Below are 16,122 nucleotides of genomic sequence, written 5' to 3' on the forward strand. Positions count from 1 at the left end.
ACCCCCCAAGGTGGGCGGTCACCCGGGTCCGATCCGGGCGCCTTCCGACTCCGTTGCATCCCGGATTGCGGCCCGCGCCGGACTTCGTAGGGTTGCTACGTGTCTGCCGATCCGAGCGCCTCCATCTGGGAGGTCACGCGGATGATCCTGGACAGCCCCGGGGCCAGCCCGTCCGTGATCGCGCACGCCCACGGGTTCAGCGCCGTCGAGGTGACCGAGCTGCTCCCGATCTTCCTCGACAACCTCCGCGCCGACTTCTCCTCGGGCGGTGGGCCCGCGCTCGTCCCGCCCGCGCCGCAGCCCGGAGAGACCCCCGAGGAGCACGCCGACCGCTACCTGCGCGAGCTCGCCCAGAACGAGCACCTCGACGTCGTCGGCTACGACACGCTCGGTGCCGTCGGCGGCGGGCCGGACGACGGCGTGGACCTCGACGGCGTCCTCGACCAGGACCCGGCGTTCCTCGATGCGCCGCCGGACGCGCCACCACCGACCGACGGCCCCGGGCTCGACGACGTCGCGACCGACCAGCCGGACCAGCATCTGGACGATCTCGGGGTGGACGACCCGTTCGCCGCGCCGGCGCCCGCGGAGATCGACCTGCCGGGCCCGGCCGACTCCTTCGACGACGGCATCCCGGACGACGGCATCCCCGACGACGGCGCGGACGACGCCGGCGAACCGTTCGACATGAGCTAACGCCCCGGTCCCGGCCGCCGAGTCCATACCGCGCGCACTGTGTATCAGCGCCCTTTCGGGCGTCTCCTGTACGAGGCCGGGTCGCTGCCCTGAGCGGGCTCCCCGGGCTCGCAGCGGCAGCGTCAGGTACGGCGTTCGGCGACGGCATCGACACGGGAGGGCATGCTCCGGTGCAGACGAGAGGCCGGACCGTGATGGCCGCGGTGAAGGCCGAGACCGGCGGGTCCGACAGCGGGCTCGCCGGCGCGCCCGCCGCTCGCAGGCTGTACCGGGATGTCGCATCGGCCCCCGCGGAGCCACGTCGCACCGTCGTGGTCGGGCCGGGCGGCAGCGGCAAGAGCGTGCTGCTCGGCCTGCTGGGCGCGCTGTACGCAGGCGCGGGTGTCGCCGTCCGCACCGACGCCCCGGGGTCCGACGAGCCGTTCGACCAGGACGTCGCGTTGCTCGTCGACGACGCCCACCTGCTCGACGACGCGGCACTGGAACGGGTGCGGGCGTGGGGCGCCGAACCGGAGTCGCGGGTCGTGCTCGCCCACCGGCCGTGGCCGCGTGGCGGGTCCCTCGCCGCGGTCGCCGTCGCGTTCGGGGCGGGCCGTGGCCCGGTCGTCCTGGGCCCGCTGGACCGGCCGGGCGTCGCCGCCCGCGCGAACCTGCTGCTGGGCGAGCGGCCCACGGCCGAGCTGGTGGACCTGGTGTTCGAGCAGACCGGCGGCTCGCCGGACCTCGTCGACCGGCTGCTCGTGGGGCTGCGCGACGAGCGGGCGCTCGCTCGGCTCGGCGCGGCCGGCGAGCCGCCCGCCGCCGTCGTCCGGCAGCTGGGGTACGAGATCGACGCGCAGCCGGTCGGCGTCCGCGACCTGCTGCTCGGCCGCACCGTCGGCGCTCCGGTCGACCCGGAGGTGCTCGGCGCGCTGCTCGACGTGGCGCCCGCCGCGGTGGGTGAGCTGCTGGACCGGGCCGCGGCGACCGGCCTCATGGCCCCCGACGGCGCGGTCGTGCCGCTGGTGCGGCACGCGTTGACGCGGGCGGTCCCGGCTGCCCACCGGCAGGTGCTGCAGCGCAGGCTGGCCGAGATCCAGCTCGCCGCGGGCGGCAGCGTGCTCGTCGCCGCGCGCGGCCTGGTCGGCAGCGGGGCCACCGGCACGCGCGTCGCCGCCGCCTTCGAGCGTGCCGGTGACGAGGCGCTGCGCGAATGCCTGCCCCTTGCGGTGGACCTGTTCGACGCCGCGGTCGAGGCGGGGGCGCCCCCGCTGGCACTGGCCGCCCGGCGCGCCGAGGCCGCGCTGCTGACCGGCGACCTGGACGCGGCGCTGCGGCGCGCCGACCAGGTGCTCGGCGAACCGGCCGCGGTGGACGGAGACGCGGCCCAGCGCGCGGTGGCGGTGGCCGCCGCGGTGCTCGCCCACCGCGGGATGTTGAGCCGCGCTGCCGAGCTGTACCGGTGGCTCGCCGCGCAGCCGTTCGGCGGACCGAGCCCGCTCGCGGTGCCCGCGCTCGTCGGCATCGGCGCCCTCGACGAGGCGCGCGACGTCCTCGCCGCGAGCGCGCGGCAGGCGCCGACCGTGCTGGCCGGCGCGGCGGCCCTGCTCGCCCACGGCGTCCACGACACCGTCGCCGGCACCCCGACCGCCGCCCTCTCCCAGCTCACGCGCGCCGCGGTGCTGCTGGGGTCGTCCGGCCGCGCGGCGCTGCTCCCGGACACGCCCGCAGCGCTGGCCGCGCTGGTCGCGATCCACTGCGGGGAGCTGGACGTGGCGCAGTCCGTGCTGGGCCAGGCCGTGGCAGCGGAGCTGGGCGGCCGGGCCGTCGCGGCCCGCCACCTGCTCCTGCAGGCGCTGGTCGCGATGCACCGCGGGTCCGGGGCCCACGCGCGGGCGCTGCTGCAGTCGGCGTCGGCCACGCGGCGGCTCGAGCCGAGGGACGAGCTGCTGGCCGCCGCGCTCGAGGTCGGGCTCGCCCGCCGGGCCGGCGACCTCGCCGGGCTGCTCGCCGGGTGGCGGCGGGCCCGCGAGGCGATCGTCCGGCACCCGGTCGACCTGTACTCGTTGCAGCCGCTCGGTGAGCTCGTCGTCGGTGCGGCCCGCCTGAACGAGCGGCGCTGGGTACAGCCGTACCTGGACGAGGCGGAGGCGCTGCTCGACCGGTTGGGCGACCCACCGCTGTGGGCGGTGGCGCTGCACTGGTCCGGGCTCCAGGCCGCGATCGGCTCCGACGACGGCGCCACCGCGCAGCGGCACGCGGCCGCGCTGGAGCGCATGGCACCGACCAGCCGGTACGCCACCGCCGTGGCCGCGGCGGGCCGGGAATGGCTGCGCAGCCTCGCGGGCGACGTCGATGCGGACGCGGTGGAGGCCGCGGCCCGCGGCCTGCACGGCGCCGGTCTCAGCTGGGAAGGCGGGCGGCTCGCCAGCCAGGCCGCCATCCGCTGCCGGGACCGCAAGAGCATGAACGCCCTGCTCGGCTGCGCCCGCGCGTTGCAGGGCGGGGCCGAGACCCCGTCCGGCCCGGCGCCCGCGGACGCGGGCCGCGCCCAGCCGGTGCGCCGCGTGAAGGTGCCGGAGCAACAGTCCGGCGAGAGCGCGGCCGGTGCGATCAGCGGCCGTGAGCGGGAGGTCGCCGAGCTCGTGCTGTCCGGTCTCACGTACAAGCAGATCGGCGAGCAGCTGTTCATCTCCGCGAAGACCGTCGAGAACCACGTCGCCCGGATGCGCCAGCGGCTGGGCTCCGGGAGCCGGGGTGAGCTCTTCGCCCACCTCCGCATGCTGGTCGGGGACAAACAGCCCTAGACGGCGCGACGCCCGGGCGGCCGCCTCGCTGCTGGCCGGTATCCGGTTGCGCGATGGTGTCGAGCTCTCGATGCTACGAGCCGGGGCATATCGCCGGCATATCGAGAAACAGATACGTCCCGGCAACACCACGCCGCGTTCGCTGGGGGCATGACCTACCGCGGACCAGCACGAACAGCAGCCCGGTCGCTGGCGTCCTCGTCATCCTCGGCCCCCGGCGCGCTCGCGGCACGGCACATGGCGCGCCCCCCACGGCTGCTGGCCGCCATCGCCCTGGCCGCCCTGGTCGGTGCGGGCTGCTCGAACGCACCCGCCGAGACCGGCAGCAGTGGCGGCGTGACGCCCGCCGCAACGGGCATCTCGGGTTCGAACGCGACCGGCGAGACCGGTGACAGTGGCGATCGGACCGGCCCCACCGGGCCTCCTCCGAGTCCCGCCGAGCTGCAGGAGCTGCTGAAGCAGCGCCGCGAGTCCGCGAAGTGCATGCGCGAGAACGGCGTGGAGGACTTCCCGGACCCGGACGCCAACGGATACACCCTGTACTACGGCGACGACCCGGACATGGCGTCCGCGAGCGAGAAGTGCGACGCCCCCCGGCCCGGGGACCGCGCCCGGGTGCCGGGGAACGGGGGGTGACCCGGGCGCCGGCCGGATCCGCCGACCTCCGCCGGCCCCGGTTGCCCGCGCACGTACGCCGACCCCACACGTGATCCGAGGATGCAGCAGTGACCACCACCCAGCCGGCCACCCGGGAAACCCTGGCCGCCAGCGCGCGCGGTCTGACCAAGACCTACGGGCGGGGCGACACCGAGGTACACGCCCTGCGCGGCATCGACCTCGACCTGCCCCGCGGCCGGTTCACCGCGATCATGGGGCCGTCCGGGTCCGGCAAGTCCACCCTGATGCACTGCCTGGCCGGGCTCGACCAGGCCAGCGGCGGCACGGTCACCGTGGCCGGCACCGACCTCGGGTCGCTCGACGACGACACGCTCACCGTCTTCCGCCGCCGGCACGTCGGGTTCGTGTTCCAGTCGTTCAACCTGCTGCCGATGCTCACCGCCCACCAGAACATCGTGCTCCCCCTCGAGCTGGGCGGCGCCCGGGTCGACGACGCCACCCGCGAACGCGCCCACACCCTGGCCGAGACCCTCGGGGTGGCCGACCGGCTCGACCACCGCCCCGCCCAGCTGTCCGGCGGCCAGCAGCAGCGGGTCGCGATCGCCCGCGCCCTGATCACCGGCCCGGACCTGCTGTTCGCCGACGAGCCCACCGGGAACCTGGACTCCACCACCTCGGCGGAGGTGCTCGAGCACCTGCGTCGCTCGGTGCGCGAGCTCGGCCAGACCGTCGTGATGGTCACCCACGACGGCGACGCCGCCACCTACGCCGACACCGTGGTCACCATGGCCGACGGGCGCATCGCCTGATGCGCACCGTCTTCCGGGCATCGCTGCGCATCCACGCCCGCCGCTACGTCGCCGCGGCGATCGCGGTGACCGCCTCGGTCGCCTTCGTCGTCGTGATCGGCGTGCTCACCGCCGGGGCGCGCGCCGGGTTCATGGAGAACGCCGGGGCGCCGTACCGCGGCGCCGACCACGTGGTCGACGCCCCCGAGGACGGACCTCAGCGGGCCCCGGCATGTTGTCCCGACACCCTGGACCTGTCGGACGCGATCGCGCTCATCGACCGTCTCGGCGACAACGCCTCCGGGCTCGGCCGGGTCGACCTGCCGGCCCACCGGGAAGACGGCGCCCCGCTCGGCTCGGCCGACTTCCGGGGCCGGACGACCGTGGGGCCGATCGCCGCCTCGGAGGACCTGCGCTGGCAGAAGCTGGTCGCGGGCCGCTTCCCGGAACGCACGGGCGAGGCGGTGATGCACGTGTGGGACGCCCAGGCCCAGGAGGTCGCGGTCGGTGACCGGATCCGGGTCGGCGAGGGCCCCACCGCGACCGACCTGGAAGTGGTCGGCCTCGTGGTGTCGCCCACCACGTGGACCCAGGCCTCGATGTACGTCACGTGGCCGCAGTACCTGCAGTGGCGCGACCAACCCACCTTCCACGTGGGCAGCGTGGCGGTGCGCGGGGAAGTGGGTCCGGTCCCGGAAGGCATGCAGGTGTGGTCGGCGGACGAGTACGTCAGGCACGGCCTGGCCGGGCTCAACAACGACACGGACATGATCGCGTTGATGCTGCTGCTGTTCGCCGGTGTCGCGCTCGTGGTCTCGGTCCTGGTCGTCGCGAACACGTTCTCGATCCTGTTCGCGCAGCGGATGCGCGACTTCGCCCTGCTGCGCTGCGTCGGCGCGACCCGGCGGCAGGTGCTGGGTTCGGTACGGCGCGAGGCGGCCGCGGTCGGGGTGCTCGCGTCGTCGACCGGGACGCTCCTCGGCGCCGGACTCGGCTACGGCCTGCTCCCCCTGATCAACACACTCGCCCTCACCACCCCGTTGGCCGCCCCCGCACCGCCGGTTCCCTGGCTGCTGGGAGGATTCGCGGTCGGCCTCCTGGTCACCATGGTCGCGTCCTGGCTGCCGACCCGGCACGTGATCCGGGTGAGCCCGCTGGCGGCGCTGCGGGTGGGTGGGAGCACGGACGCCGCGGTCGACGCGCACACCGCCACCGGCCGTGCCCGGTCGGCGCTCGCCGCGCTGCTGCTGATCATCGGGCCGACCCTGCTCGGGATGGCGATGATCGGCGACCGCACGGTGCTCATGCTGGCGGGCGGAGCGTCGGTCTTCACCGGCGTGCTCCTGCTCGGGCCGGTGCTCGTCCCGCGCCTGGTCCGGCTCAGCGGCGCGCTGCTCGGCCCCGCCGGGCGGCTGGCGACCCAGAACGCCGTGCGCAACCCCCGCCGGACCGCCACCACCACCGCCGCTCTGCTGGTCGGGGTCACCCTGACCACCGCCGTGCTCACCGGGATGGCGACCTGGCGTGCGGGGATGGACGAGGTGAACGTCAGGCACAACCCCATCGACGCGGCGCTCACCTCGATCGACGAGCCGGTCAGCGCCGACCTCCTCGACCGGGTACGTCGCACTCCCGGTGTCGAGCAGGCCATCGCCGTGGACGGCGCCGTGGCCGAGATATCCGGCTTCGACGCACCGCTACCGGTCCTCACCGCGCCGGCCGCGGGGCAGGTGGCCCGCGACGGCGGGGCGTTCGCCCAGGGGGTGGAGCCAGGGACGATCAGGATCGACCTGGACGCCTTCGTGGACCCGAGCATCAAGCCCGGTGACCAGCTCACCGTGCGCGTCGGCGACCGCCAGGCCCAGCTGAAGGTCATCTCCCTCTCGGGCTGGGGCAAGGCCGGCGTGGTCGCGCCCGAGACCCTGGCACAGCTCACCGACGCCCCCGAGCCGCACGTCATCTGGGTACGCGCCGCCGCAGGCGCCGACCCGCTCGCGCTCGTCGACGACCTGGACGGGCTGGCGGATGCGGCCGGCGCACAGCTCGAGGACCGCCTGCAGGCCCAGGCCGCGGCGAACAAGGAACGGGACATCCTCACCGGGTCGGTGCTCGGCCTGCTCGGCGTCTCCGTGGCGATCGCCCTGATCGGGATCGCGAACACCCTCGGGCTGTCCGTGCTCGAACGCGCCCGCGAGCACGCCCTGCTGCGCGCGCTCGGGCTCACCCGCAGGCAGCTGCGGCGGATGCTCGCGGCCGAGGCGGTGCTCCTGTCGGTGGTGGCCACCCTGCTCGGCACCGTGATCGGCGTGGGGTTCGCCTGGGTCGGCTACGAGACGTTCGTGAAGCGGGCCCTCACCCACGCCGCCATGTACATCCCCTGGCCGTCACTCGGCGCCGTCGTCCTCATCGGTGCCCTGGCCGGACTGCTCGCCTCCGTCCTCCCGGCCCGCCGGGCCGCCCGGGTGACCCCCGCCGAAGGGCTGTCCCTCGACTGAAGCCCCTCGTCGACCGCGTGGCCGGTGGCCGATGAAGTCCGCCGTGCGCGGCACTGCGCTCGGGACTCGTCCATGTTGGGGGGCGTGGACGAGTCCCTCCTCGATCGAGGGTCCGGGAGAGCACTAGTGCAGCCCGGCCAGGATCCCCTCGCAGCTGCGCACGACCACCCGGGCGGCGTTGGCCATCGCCCGGCTGGCGAGCGGGCTCTCCGCCCGCCGCCGCCATGCCGTCAGCCGGTCGAGCGCCGCGGCCCGCAGCGCGTCGCGGTCGGCGTCCGGCGGAAGGCCGAGGCGCTGGTTCGGGGCGCCACCGTCGCCGCCGATCAGCCGCTCGGCCTCCGCGGCCTGCTCCTTCGGGGGGCGCAGCACGCGCCCGCGCAGGTCGGACAGCAGCCGGAGCTCGGCGAACTCGTGCGCACCGGCGAGGATCCGCTCGACCTCGACCGCGAGCGGGGCCGCAGCCGGCCGCGGTTCGCGGCGCAGCACGAGGTCGAGCGCGATGAGCGCGGAACGCGCCTTGAGCACGTCGCGGCGCTGCGAGAACTGGCTCGCCAGCACCTCGCGCAGCTCGACGAGCCCACTGCGCTGCACAAGCTCGGCCGCGAGCGTCGAGGCGTCGCCGACGCCCTGGCGGATGAGGGTGGTGGACAGCCGCAGGCCGAACATGCCGAACCGTTCGAGCAGCGCGGCGCGGACGGCCGTCGACAGCGCGGTGCCGGCGTCGCCGTCGGCCCCGGCGAAGCGGTCGACGGTGAGCAGCAGCGCGTCCAGCCGATCGGGCGGCATGGCGGCCAGCTCGGCCAGCGCCGCGTACTCGTCCTGACGCATCGTGCGACCGGTTACCGCGAGCAGGCCGGCCACGGGGACGACGGTCTGGCAGAACGCCCGCAGCGTCTCGTCGGCCCGGTACCGCGCCGCGATCACGCGGGCGGAGCGCAGCGCGTCGACGCGGCCGACGCCGACCTCGTCGGCGCGCGACAGCACCGCGACCGTGTTGACCGGCGCGGCCCGGGCCACGCCCTGGTCGTGGAACGACTCGAGGAACCGCACGTCCGCCGAGTGGAGGTGGCGCATCAGGTACAGCACCGCGTCCGCGGCCGACGGCGCGTCCTCGGGTGCGAGGAACCGCTCGCTGCGGGCCGAGACGTCCAGCGACAGCGACGCGATCCCCGGGGTGTCGATGAGCGTGGTGGCCCGCAGGCTCGCGGACGGCCAAGTGACCTCCAGCCGGTCCACCGTCTCCGCAGGCACCCCCATGTCGATCCGCAGGGCGCCGTCGTCGCGGGCTATCCGCAGTGGGCGGGGCGCGCCGCTGTGCGGGTACATCGTGACGGCCGGGGCGTGCCCGTCCTGATACCAGGTGACGACGCGGGTGCACTCGCCCGCGTCGGTCGGGGCGATGGCCTCGCCGACGAGCGCGTTGAGCAGGGTCGACTTGCCCGCCTTCACCTTCCCGGCGATGGCGAGGCGCAGCGGCTCGTCGTAGCGGTCGAGGTGGTGGCGCAGCCAGCGGAGGGCGTCCGGGCTGTCCCGGTAGGTCTCCACGGCCTGGCGCAGCACCGTGCGGACGGCGTCACGCAGCGCGGGCGAGCCGCCCTCCGGCGCGCTCACGACGCCGCCGTGAGGGCCCGGGCCCGGTCGGCGAGGCTCGCGACGCGGTCCAGCTCCACCTTGAGGTCCCCGATCCGGGTGCCGCGTTCGGCCTGCGTCGCCTTGACGGCACCCTGGGCCGCCGCCACCGACTCGGCGATCGAGGTCTGCATCTCGTCGGCGAGCGCCGTGAAGTGGTCCCGCAGCGTCCGGTGCGTGCGGCGCAGCAGGTCGCGGGAGTCCTTGCCGACCTGGAACTGCACCTCGTCGATGTGCTTGCGCACGAGCGTCTTGGCCTCGGCCTGCCGCCGCTGCAGCGCCCGCTGCCGCTCCTCCTTGATCTGTTTCCGCCCCAGCAGCAGCGCGCCGCCGACCGCGGCGAACGGTGCGGCGATGGCCAGGCCGGGGATGAGGCTCAGCGGCATGAAGAACATCAGCGCGCCCCCGTACCCGCCGCGCATCCCGGTGAGTGCCGCTTCGCCCAGACTGATGCGGCGGGTGTCGGGCCGTTCCAGCGCCGCGACCCGCGGCGCCGGCCCGGCCGTCGCCACCGGTAGCTCCGGGAGCGCGACCTGCCCGTCCTCGGCGAAGAGCGCCGCCACCCGGCGGGCGAGCGCCCCGGACCGCTCGCTCGCCCAGACGAAGTTCGCGGACGCGGCACAGGTGACCTGGTGCTGCACCCATTTCGCGAGCTGGTCCCAGATGTCCGCCGGGTCGGCGTCCTCGGCGAGCGTCTCGGCCTCCCGCATCACCGTTCTGAGCCGGTCGCGCAGGTCGTGGTCGACGTCGGAGGAGAGATCGGCGATGGCGTCGTTGAGGGTGACCTGCCACCGCGCCGTGCGCTCCTTGAGCCGGGTGGCGGCGGTCCGCGCCTTCTCCAGCCGGGCCACCAGCTCGTGGGCCTTCTCCGGGTTCTCCTGCGCCGTGAGCTCGGCGCTCATCGTGGTGGTCAGCTGCTCGCAGACCGAGAGGATGTCATGGCCGGTGGAGCGGCGGGCGAGCTGTTCGGCCTGGCCGAGCACCCGGTCGCGCAGGTGGGAGATCAGCACGGGGTAGCCGGACTCCTCGTTCAGCTCCTTGTTCTTGGTGCGCAACGCGAGCTGGCGCACCGCGGAGGAGATCGGGATCAGCTCGGTGCTGACACCCGCGGCCGCGAGGTGCCCGCGGTCGAGGTCGGCGATCCGCCGCCACGCCGGGTACAGGTCGGTCTTGGTGAGCACCGCGACCACGTTCGGGCACACCTGCATCGCGGTGGCCAGGAAGTCGAGCTCCGGCTTCGTGTACTCCTGTGCGGCGTCGGACACCAGCACCACCGCGTCGGCACCGGCGAGCGCCGCCATCGTGGCGGCGCCGTGCGCGGAGCCGAGACCGCCGACGCCGGGCGTGTCGACGAGCACCAGCCCACCCGCGAGCAGCGCGCGCGGGAGGCCCACCTCCGCGTAGGAGATCCGCTGCCGGTTGTCCGGGTTCCCGCTCTCGGAGACGTGCCCGGCCAGCTCCCCGATCGGGATCTCGGTCCGCTCCGGCTCGCCCCCGTCGGCCGGCTCCCGTACCAGCGCGGCGGTCGGCGCGGCGGCGTGGCGCACCATCGTCGGCACCGCGGTGGCGACGTCGTCGTCCACCGGGCACACCGACGCCGACACGAGCGAGTTGACCAGCAGGCTCTTGCCCTGCTTGAACTCACCGACGACGAGCACCCGCACGCTCGGGTCGCTCAACCGGTCCCGCGTGCGGGCGAGCTTCGCCGTGAGGTCCGGCCGACCGTAGGCCTCGGTCGCCTTCCGGGCGACATCGACGAGCTGGATCGCATCGGACAGCGCCACGTTTCCCCCTCGTGGACGTACGACCGACCCAGCACCTCTCGGAGGTGCTGAGCCGGTCTGGTGGGCGCCGGGTGTTACCCGGTGGTCGATCAGAAGTCGACGGTCTGGTCGCTGCCGGTGTCGATGTCGACGGAAGCGTCGCCACCGTCGGCGTCGCCGCCGTCGCCGCCGTCCGCGCTGCCGCCGAACCCACTGCCGCCGGAGCCGCCGTCGCCGCCGTCCCCGCCGTCGAGGTCGCTCGGGAAGTCGCTGTGGTGGGTGTCCACGTCGCCGCCGGAGCCGCCGTCGCCACCGTCGCCACCCGACCCGTCGCCGCCGAAGCCCCCGTCGCCTCCGTCGGCGCTCGCCGAGCCGCCGGTGGTGTCGCCGACGCGCACGTCCGAGTCGTTGTCCTGCTGCTGGTTGACCTGCTTGGCGTTGTCACCGGTGGAGGCGTTGGTGGCGTTCTGGCCACTGCCGAAGTTGTCGTCGCCGCTGCCGACCGACGACGCGTTGCCGCCGACGCTCACCGAGCTGCCGTCGTTGGCGTCGATGTCGCCGGTGTTGCCCACGTTGCCGTCGCCGTCCTGCAGGACGTTCTCGTCGCCGGTGGCGGCCTGGTTGTCGTCGCCCTGCTGCAGCACGCCGCCGTCACCCACGTCGCCGGTGTTGACGTTCGTGTCGTCGAGGGTGCTGTCGTCGATGATCACGCCACCGTTGTCGGCGCGGTTCTGGTCGATGTCGAGGTCGACGTCGCCGCCGGCGTTGATATTGGTGTTGATCGAGTTGTCCTCGATGTTGTTGACCGTCGTGAATTCCTGGTAGTTGTTCACTTCCTGCGTCAGGTACTGCACGTACTCCTGCGGGCTCGCGTCGTAGGGCGGCGGCTCGGATGGGACGTATGCGGGCGCGCTGTGCGCCGCGGCCTGCGTCGCGGCCTGCGTGGCACCCTGCGAACCGGACTGGGCGGTGTCCAGGTTGTAGTTGCGGCTGAAGTCGGCCTGGGCGAAGTGGGTGTCCCAGGACTCGGCGAGCTCCTGCGGCGTGGTGTCGTGCTGCTCGGCGAAGTCCTGGATGTCGCCGCCCGGGTTGGCGAGCAGCCACTGGCGCAGGGCCTCGAGCAGGTCCGCGACATTGGTGGCAGAGGTCATTGTGATCGTCTCCTCGATCTGTTTTCCGGATTCGCGCTCCGGCGATGTGAGGAAAAGCTAGGAGTCCGCCACCCCCGTGGACATCGGGGATCGGGCGAGCGCACGACCGGCGCGGTTGTGGGGTCGGGGGTGTGTTGGGGGATGAGGGATTGGGGGATCGGCCGACCCCGGCCTGGCAGGCTGCGGGCGTGAGCGACATCCGGCCGCGGCGAGAGCGCGACCTCGTCACCTACTACGACCGCGAGGTCCACGAGCGGGCCGAGCGCGAGCTGCCCGCCGATCGGGTGGCGCGGCGGGCGCGGGGCGTACATCGAGCGGCTGCGGGCGGAGGGGCGCCGGTCCGTCCTCGAGATGGGCGCCGGGCCCGGGCGGGACGCCACCGCCTTCGAGCGGGCGGCGCTGGAGCGGCACGGCTCGCTCGAGAGCTGGGAGACGTGGGGGAGCGGGTCCGACCTGCACTACCAGTTCGCGGTCCTGCGCACCCCCTGATGCCGGCGCTCCGCGACGAGCACGGCGCCGGCCGCGAGCAGCGCCACGCCCGCCGCGGCCGGGGCGACGAGGAAGGCCGCGGCGCTCCCGCCCGCGTCCGCGGCGCGACCCGCGATCGTCTGCGCGGCCGCCGCGCCGAGCGGGCCGCCCGCGTTGACCACCATGAGCGCTGCCGCGGTGCCCCGGCCCCCCGAGAGGTGCTCGGTGAGGGAGTACGCGGCGATCATGTAGGGGGCGATCGTGACGCCGGCGACGGCGATCGCCACCGGGAGGTCCGCGTGGCCGATGGCGAGGCCCGCGGTGCCGACGAGCAGACCGACCGATGCCAGCAGGTAGCGCAGCGCCGCGCCGATGTGGGCGGGCACCCACGCGTAGCCGAGGCCGGCGGCCACGCTCCCGACGGCGAGGAGCGCGTAGAGCAGGCCTGCGCTGCCCGGGTCGCCGCGTTCGGCGGCGTAGCCGGTGACGCCGGTCTGCACGGTGCCGAACACCCCGCCCAGCGCAGCGGCCGCCACGACCATGGCCGCGAGCGGGCCCAGCCTCGGTCTCGGCGCCTCGACCGGCCGACCAGGCGGCGGCGTCGGGGAGTAGTACAGCGCGAACGGTGCTGCTGCCCCCGCGGTGAGCAGCGCGACCGCGCCGAGCGGGCCGGCAGGGCCCACGGCGGCGGTGAGCAGGCCGACGAGGACCGGACCGGCGACGAAACCGAGCTCGTTCGCGGCGGTCTCGTAGGACAGTGCGGTCGGCAGCAGCTCCGCGCGCCCCGTCGAGCGGAACAGTCTGGTCCAGTGCACCCGGACGAGCATGCCGACAGCGGGTTGCGTGAGGCCGAGGGCGATCGCCGCGACGGCCATCATCGGCCGGTCGAGGCGGGTCGCGGCGACGAGGGCTGCCGCGCAGGCGGCGTTGAGGATCGCCGTGGCGACACCGGCCGGGCGCGGGCCGAGCCGGTCGGCGACGATCCCGACGCCGATCCCGCCCGCCGCGGTGGCGAGGCTCTGCGCCGCGGCCGCGGCACCGGCGAACGTGAAGCTGCCGGTCGCGGAATGCAGGAGGCCGAGCGTGGCGAGCGGCGTGACCGCGGACGGCAGCCGGGCGACCAGACCGAGGAGGAAGAAGGGCAGGGGAACGGCGCGTACGAGCTCGCGGTAGGACACCGGGCGTCTCCGGGCAGGTCGAGGAGACGCGCTTACCCTGCCACCTGGCGCGAACCTTGCCCGCGTGCTCCGGCCAGGCTAATGCTTCTCGGCGGCGATCTGGATGAGGTTCCCGCAGGTGTCGTCGAAGACGGCCGTGACGACCGGACCCAGGTCCGTCGGCTCCTGCACGAACCGCACGCCCGCTGCGCTCAGGCGCTCGAACTCGGCCTGCACGTCCTCCACCGCGAACGAGGTGAACGGGATGCCGTCGGCGACGAGGGCCTCCTTGTAGACGCGCGCGGCCGGGTGGCCGGTGGGCTCGAGCAGGAGCTCGACGCCGTCCGGGTGCGCGGGGGACACGACGGTGAGCCAGCGGGCGCCGCCGGCGGGCACGTCGGTCTTCTTCACGAACCCGAGCACGTCCGTGTAGAAGGCCAGCGCCTTCGCCTGGTCGTCGACGTAGACGGCGGTGACGTTGATCGTCAACATCCTTGATCCCTATTCGGTCGGCCAGCGCTCGGCGATCGAGCGCAGGGGGGCGGTGTCGATGTGGTGGAACTTGTAGCGGCCCTCGCGGCGGGTGGTGACCAGCCCGGCTTCCTCGAGCACCGCGAGGTGCTGGGAGATCGCCTGCCGCGAGGAACCGAGCCCGTGCTTCATCGCCAGTCGCGTGCAGATCTCGAACAGCGTCTGGCCGTCCTTCTCGGTGAGCTCGTCGAGGATCACCCGCCTCGTCGGGTCGGCGAGAGCCTTGAAGAGCGGATCGGACACGGGGTTTTATAGGCAAGCAGAGACTTGCCTGTCAAGCTGGTGTCGATTCCGGGCGGTCCCGGTTGTCGTTGTGGTGACCGACCGAGAACGAGGAGGATCCGAGATGCAGTACATGCTGTTGATCTGCGGCTACGAGGGCGACGAGGTGGCACCGGAGGACCAGACGGGCTACACGATCGAGGACTGGGTGAGCGAGATGGACGGTCGCGGCGTGCGGCTGACGGGCAATCGCCTGCGGCCGCAGTCCGACAGCACCACCGTCCGCGTCCGGGGTGGTGACGTGCTGATCTCCGACGGCCCGTTCGCCGAGACCAAGGAGCAGATGTACGGCTTCGACCTGCTGGAGTGCGCCGACCTCGACGAGGCCATCGAGGTGGCGTCCAAGCATCCCAACGCCCGGCACGGGGTGATGGAGATCCGCGCGGTCTGGCCGCTCGACCAGGAATGACGGACGTCGAGGCCGCGGTCGCCGATGCGTTCCGCGACGAGTGGGGCCGTGTCGTCGCCACCCTGATCCGGATGACCGGCGACTGGGACCTCGCGGAGGAGTGCGCGCAGGACGCCGTCGCGCAGGCGCTGGCCCGGTGGCCGCGCGACGGCGTCCCGCGCAACCCGGGCGCGTGGCTCACGACCACCGCCCGCAACACGGCGCTCAACCGGCTCAAGCGCAGCAAGATCGAGGCGGCGAAGCTGAGGGAGGTGGCGGTGATGCCGGTCGGAACGGACGATGACGGCCGGAACGACGCCGAGAGCGCGGTGCAGGACGACCGCCTGCGGCTGATCTTCACCTGCTGCCACCCCGCGCTCCCCCTGGAGGGGCGGGTGGCGCTGACGCTGCGCACGCTCACCGGCCTGACCACGCCGGAGATCGCGCGGGCGTTCCTCGTGCCGGAGCCGACGATGGCCCAGCGGCTGGTGCGGGCGAAGCGCAAGATCCGCCAGGCCGGGATCCCGTACCGGGTGCCACCCGACCACCTCCTGCCCGACCGGCTCGTGGGCGTGCTCGGCGTCGTGTACCTGCTGTTCAACGAGGGCTACTCGGCTGCCGCCGGGCCGGACCTCGTGCGGCACGACCTCTGCGCCGAGGCGATCCGCCTCGCCCGCGTCCTCGCCGCGCTCATGCCCGACGACCCGGAGGTGCTCGGCCTGACCGCGCTGCTGCTCCTGCAGCACTCCCGGCATGCCGCCCGGCTCGACGCCGACGGCTATCCCGTTCCGCTGGAGGACCAGGACCGCGGCCGGTGGGACCGGGACGAGATCGCCGAGGGCCTTGCGCTCCTCGACGCCGCCCTGCGTAGGCGGGAGCCCGGCACCTACCAGGTGCAGGCGGCCATCGCCGCCTGCCACGCCCGCGCCGCCCAGGCGTCCGACACGGACTGGCCGCAGATCGCCGCGCTCTACGGCACGCTCGCCCGGTTCACGCCCTCACCCGTGGTGCGGCTCAACCGCGCGGTCGCCGTGGCGATGGCCGATGGGCCCGCCGCCGGCCTCGCCCTCGTCGACGAGCTGGGCGACGAGCTGGCCGGCTACCGGATGGTCCCCGCCACCCGAGCCGACCTGCTCCGCCGCCAAGGCCGCCTGGAGGAGGCGGCCGAGGCGTACCGGGAGGCCCTGGCCATGACCGAGTCGGACGCCGAACGCCGCTTCCTCACCCGGCGGCTGGGGGAGGTGGAGGCCTGACGACCGACTTCGCACACCGACCGTCCACTTCGCACAGGGCAGGCCTTGTGCGAAGTTCGCACTGGGCGTGCGAAGTCGGCTACGGCTGATCGCGGTGACTGCAGCGAGTCGTGTCCA

The 16,122-nt window shown here is 74.2% G+C and carries 14 protein-coding genes; 8 read left to right on the forward strand and 6 right to left on the reverse strand.

The annotated features are described in order from the left end of the window. The first annotated feature begins 99 nt into the window (after positions 1-99). The 5 genes from ABEA81_RS18965 (at position 100) to ABEA81_RS18985 (ending at position 7,383) form a co-directional block, all read left to right on the forward strand. Positions 100-696: a hypothetical protein gene (locus tag ABEA81_RS18965; protein WP_345606512.1), complete on the forward strand. Its 597-nt coding sequence runs from the start codon at positions 100-102 to the stop codon at positions 694-696. A 170-nt stretch (positions 697-866) separates the two neighbouring features. Next, a complete protein-coding gene (locus ABEA81_RS18970) occupies positions 867-3,482 on the forward strand; it encodes a helix-turn-helix transcriptional regulator (RefSeq protein ID WP_345606513.1) in 2,616 nt (871 codons plus the stop codon). Between the two features lie 237 nt (positions 3,483-3,719). Next, positions 3,720-4,118: a hypothetical protein gene (locus ABEA81_RS18975; RefSeq protein ID WP_345606514.1), complete on the forward strand. Its 399-nt coding sequence runs from the start codon at positions 3,720-3,722 to the stop codon at positions 4,116-4,118. 89 nt (positions 4,119-4,207) lie between these two features. Further along, entirely contained in the window at positions 4,208-4,909 is a 702-nt protein-coding gene (locus ABEA81_RS18980) for an ABC transporter ATP-binding protein (RefSeq protein ID WP_345606516.1), read from the forward strand. After that, positions 4,909-7,383 (forward strand): ABC transporter permease, encoded by a 2,475-nt coding sequence (locus tag ABEA81_RS18985; protein ID WP_345606518.1) that lies wholly within the window; start codon positions 4,909-4,911, stop codon positions 7,381-7,383. The genes ABEA81_RS18980 and ABEA81_RS18985 overlap by 1 nt, the downstream gene beginning before the upstream one ends. A gap of 123 nt (positions 7,384-7,506) precedes the next feature. On the opposite strand, the gene ABEA81_RS18990 is transcribed toward ABEA81_RS18985, so the two are convergent. The 3 genes from ABEA81_RS18990 to ABEA81_RS19000 form a co-directional block, all read right to left on the reverse strand. After that, complete coding sequence (locus ABEA81_RS18990) at positions 7,507-8,994, reverse strand: dynamin family protein (protein ID WP_345606519.1); 1,488 nt, start codon at positions 8,992-8,994, stop codon at positions 7,507-7,509. Next, the gene (locus ABEA81_RS18995) at positions 8,991-10,796 is read right to left on the reverse strand and encodes a dynamin family protein (RefSeq protein ID WP_345606520.1); all 1,806 of its coding nucleotides are present in this window, start codon (positions 10,794-10,796) and stop codon (positions 8,991-8,993) included. The genes ABEA81_RS18990 and ABEA81_RS18995 overlap by 4 nt, the downstream gene beginning before the upstream one ends. 89 nt (positions 10,797-10,885) lie before the next feature. Next, positions 10,886-11,926 carry a hypothetical protein gene (locus ABEA81_RS19000; protein WP_345606521.1) on the reverse strand — a complete coding sequence of 347 codons (1,041 nt, stop codon included), beginning with the start codon at positions 11,924-11,926 and terminating at the stop codon, positions 10,886-10,888. Between the two features lie 351 nt (positions 11,927-12,277). Between ABEA81_RS19000 and ABEA81_RS19005 the strand changes: the two genes are divergently transcribed. After that, positions 12,278-12,415 carry a hypothetical protein gene (locus ABEA81_RS19005; protein WP_345606522.1) on the forward strand — a complete coding sequence of 46 codons (138 nt, stop codon included), beginning with the start codon at positions 12,278-12,280 and terminating at the stop codon, positions 12,413-12,415. Here ABEA81_RS19005 and ABEA81_RS19010 read toward each other — a convergent pair. The 3 genes from ABEA81_RS19010 to ABEA81_RS19020 form a co-directional block, all read right to left on the reverse strand. Further along, positions 12,385-13,572, reverse strand: a complete 1,188-nt coding sequence (locus ABEA81_RS19010) for an MFS transporter (protein ID WP_345606524.1) — start codon at positions 13,570-13,572, stop codon at positions 12,385-12,387. The two genes, ABEA81_RS19005 and ABEA81_RS19010, sit on opposite strands and share 31 nt — an antisense overlap. Positions 13,573-13,650: 78 nt before the next feature. Further along, positions 13,651-14,043, reverse strand: a complete 393-nt coding sequence (locus ABEA81_RS19015) for a VOC family protein (RefSeq protein ID WP_345606525.1) — start codon at positions 14,041-14,043, stop codon at positions 13,651-13,653. 9 nt (positions 14,044-14,052) lie between these two features. Further along, positions 14,053-14,325, reverse strand: coding sequence for an ArsR/SmtB family transcription factor (locus ABEA81_RS19020; RefSeq protein ID WP_345606526.1), 273 nt, complete (start codon positions 14,323-14,325; stop codon positions 14,053-14,055). A 103-nt stretch (positions 14,326-14,428) separates the two neighbouring features. On the opposite strand from ABEA81_RS19020, the gene ABEA81_RS19025 reads away from it, so the two are divergent. Further along, entirely contained in the window at positions 14,429-14,773 is a 345-nt protein-coding gene (locus ABEA81_RS19025) for a YciI family protein (protein ID WP_345606527.1), read from the forward strand. Continuing rightward, positions 14,770-16,005 (forward strand): RNA polymerase sigma factor, encoded by a 1,236-nt coding sequence (locus tag ABEA81_RS19030; protein WP_345606528.1) that lies wholly within the window; start codon positions 14,770-14,772, stop codon positions 16,003-16,005. Before ABEA81_RS19025 ends, ABEA81_RS19030 begins: the two co-directional genes overlap by 4 nt. Positions 16,006-16,122 lie beyond the last annotated feature (117 nt).

Source organism: Pseudonocardia adelaidensis (assembly GCF_039543345.1).
Classification (GTDB): Bacteria; Actinomycetota; Actinomycetes; order Mycobacteriales; family Pseudonocardiaceae; genus Pseudonocardia; species Pseudonocardia adelaidensis.

Excerpts from the sequence above, each read along its gene's own strand:
- ABEA81_RS18975 (WP_345606514.1), top strand. The coding sequence starts at position 3,720 with ATGGCGCGCCCCCCACGGCTGCTGGCCGCCATCGCCCTGGCCGCCCTG.
- ABEA81_RS18985 (WP_345606518.1), top strand. The coding sequence starts at position 4,909 with ATGCGCACCGTCTTCCGGGCATCGCTGCGCATCCACGCCCGCCGCTAC.
- ABEA81_RS19000 (WP_345606521.1), bottom strand. The coding sequence starts at position 11,926 with ATGACCTCTGCCACCAATGTCGCGGACCTGCTCGAGGCCCTGCGCCAG.
- ABEA81_RS19005 (WP_345606522.1), top strand. The coding sequence starts at position 12,278 with ATGGGCGCCGGGCCCGGGCGGGACGCCACCGCCTTCGAGCGGGCGGCG.
- ABEA81_RS19015 (WP_345606525.1), bottom strand. The coding sequence starts at position 14,043 with ATGTTGACGATCAACGTCACCGCCGTCTACGTCGACGACCAGGCGAAG.
- ABEA81_RS19025 (WP_345606527.1), top strand. The coding sequence starts at position 14,429 with ATGCAGTACATGCTGTTGATCTGCGGCTACGAGGGCGACGAGGTGGCA.
- ABEA81_RS19030 (WP_345606528.1), top strand. The coding sequence starts at position 14,770 with ATGACGGACGTCGAGGCCGCGGTCGCCGATGCGTTCCGCGACGAGTGG.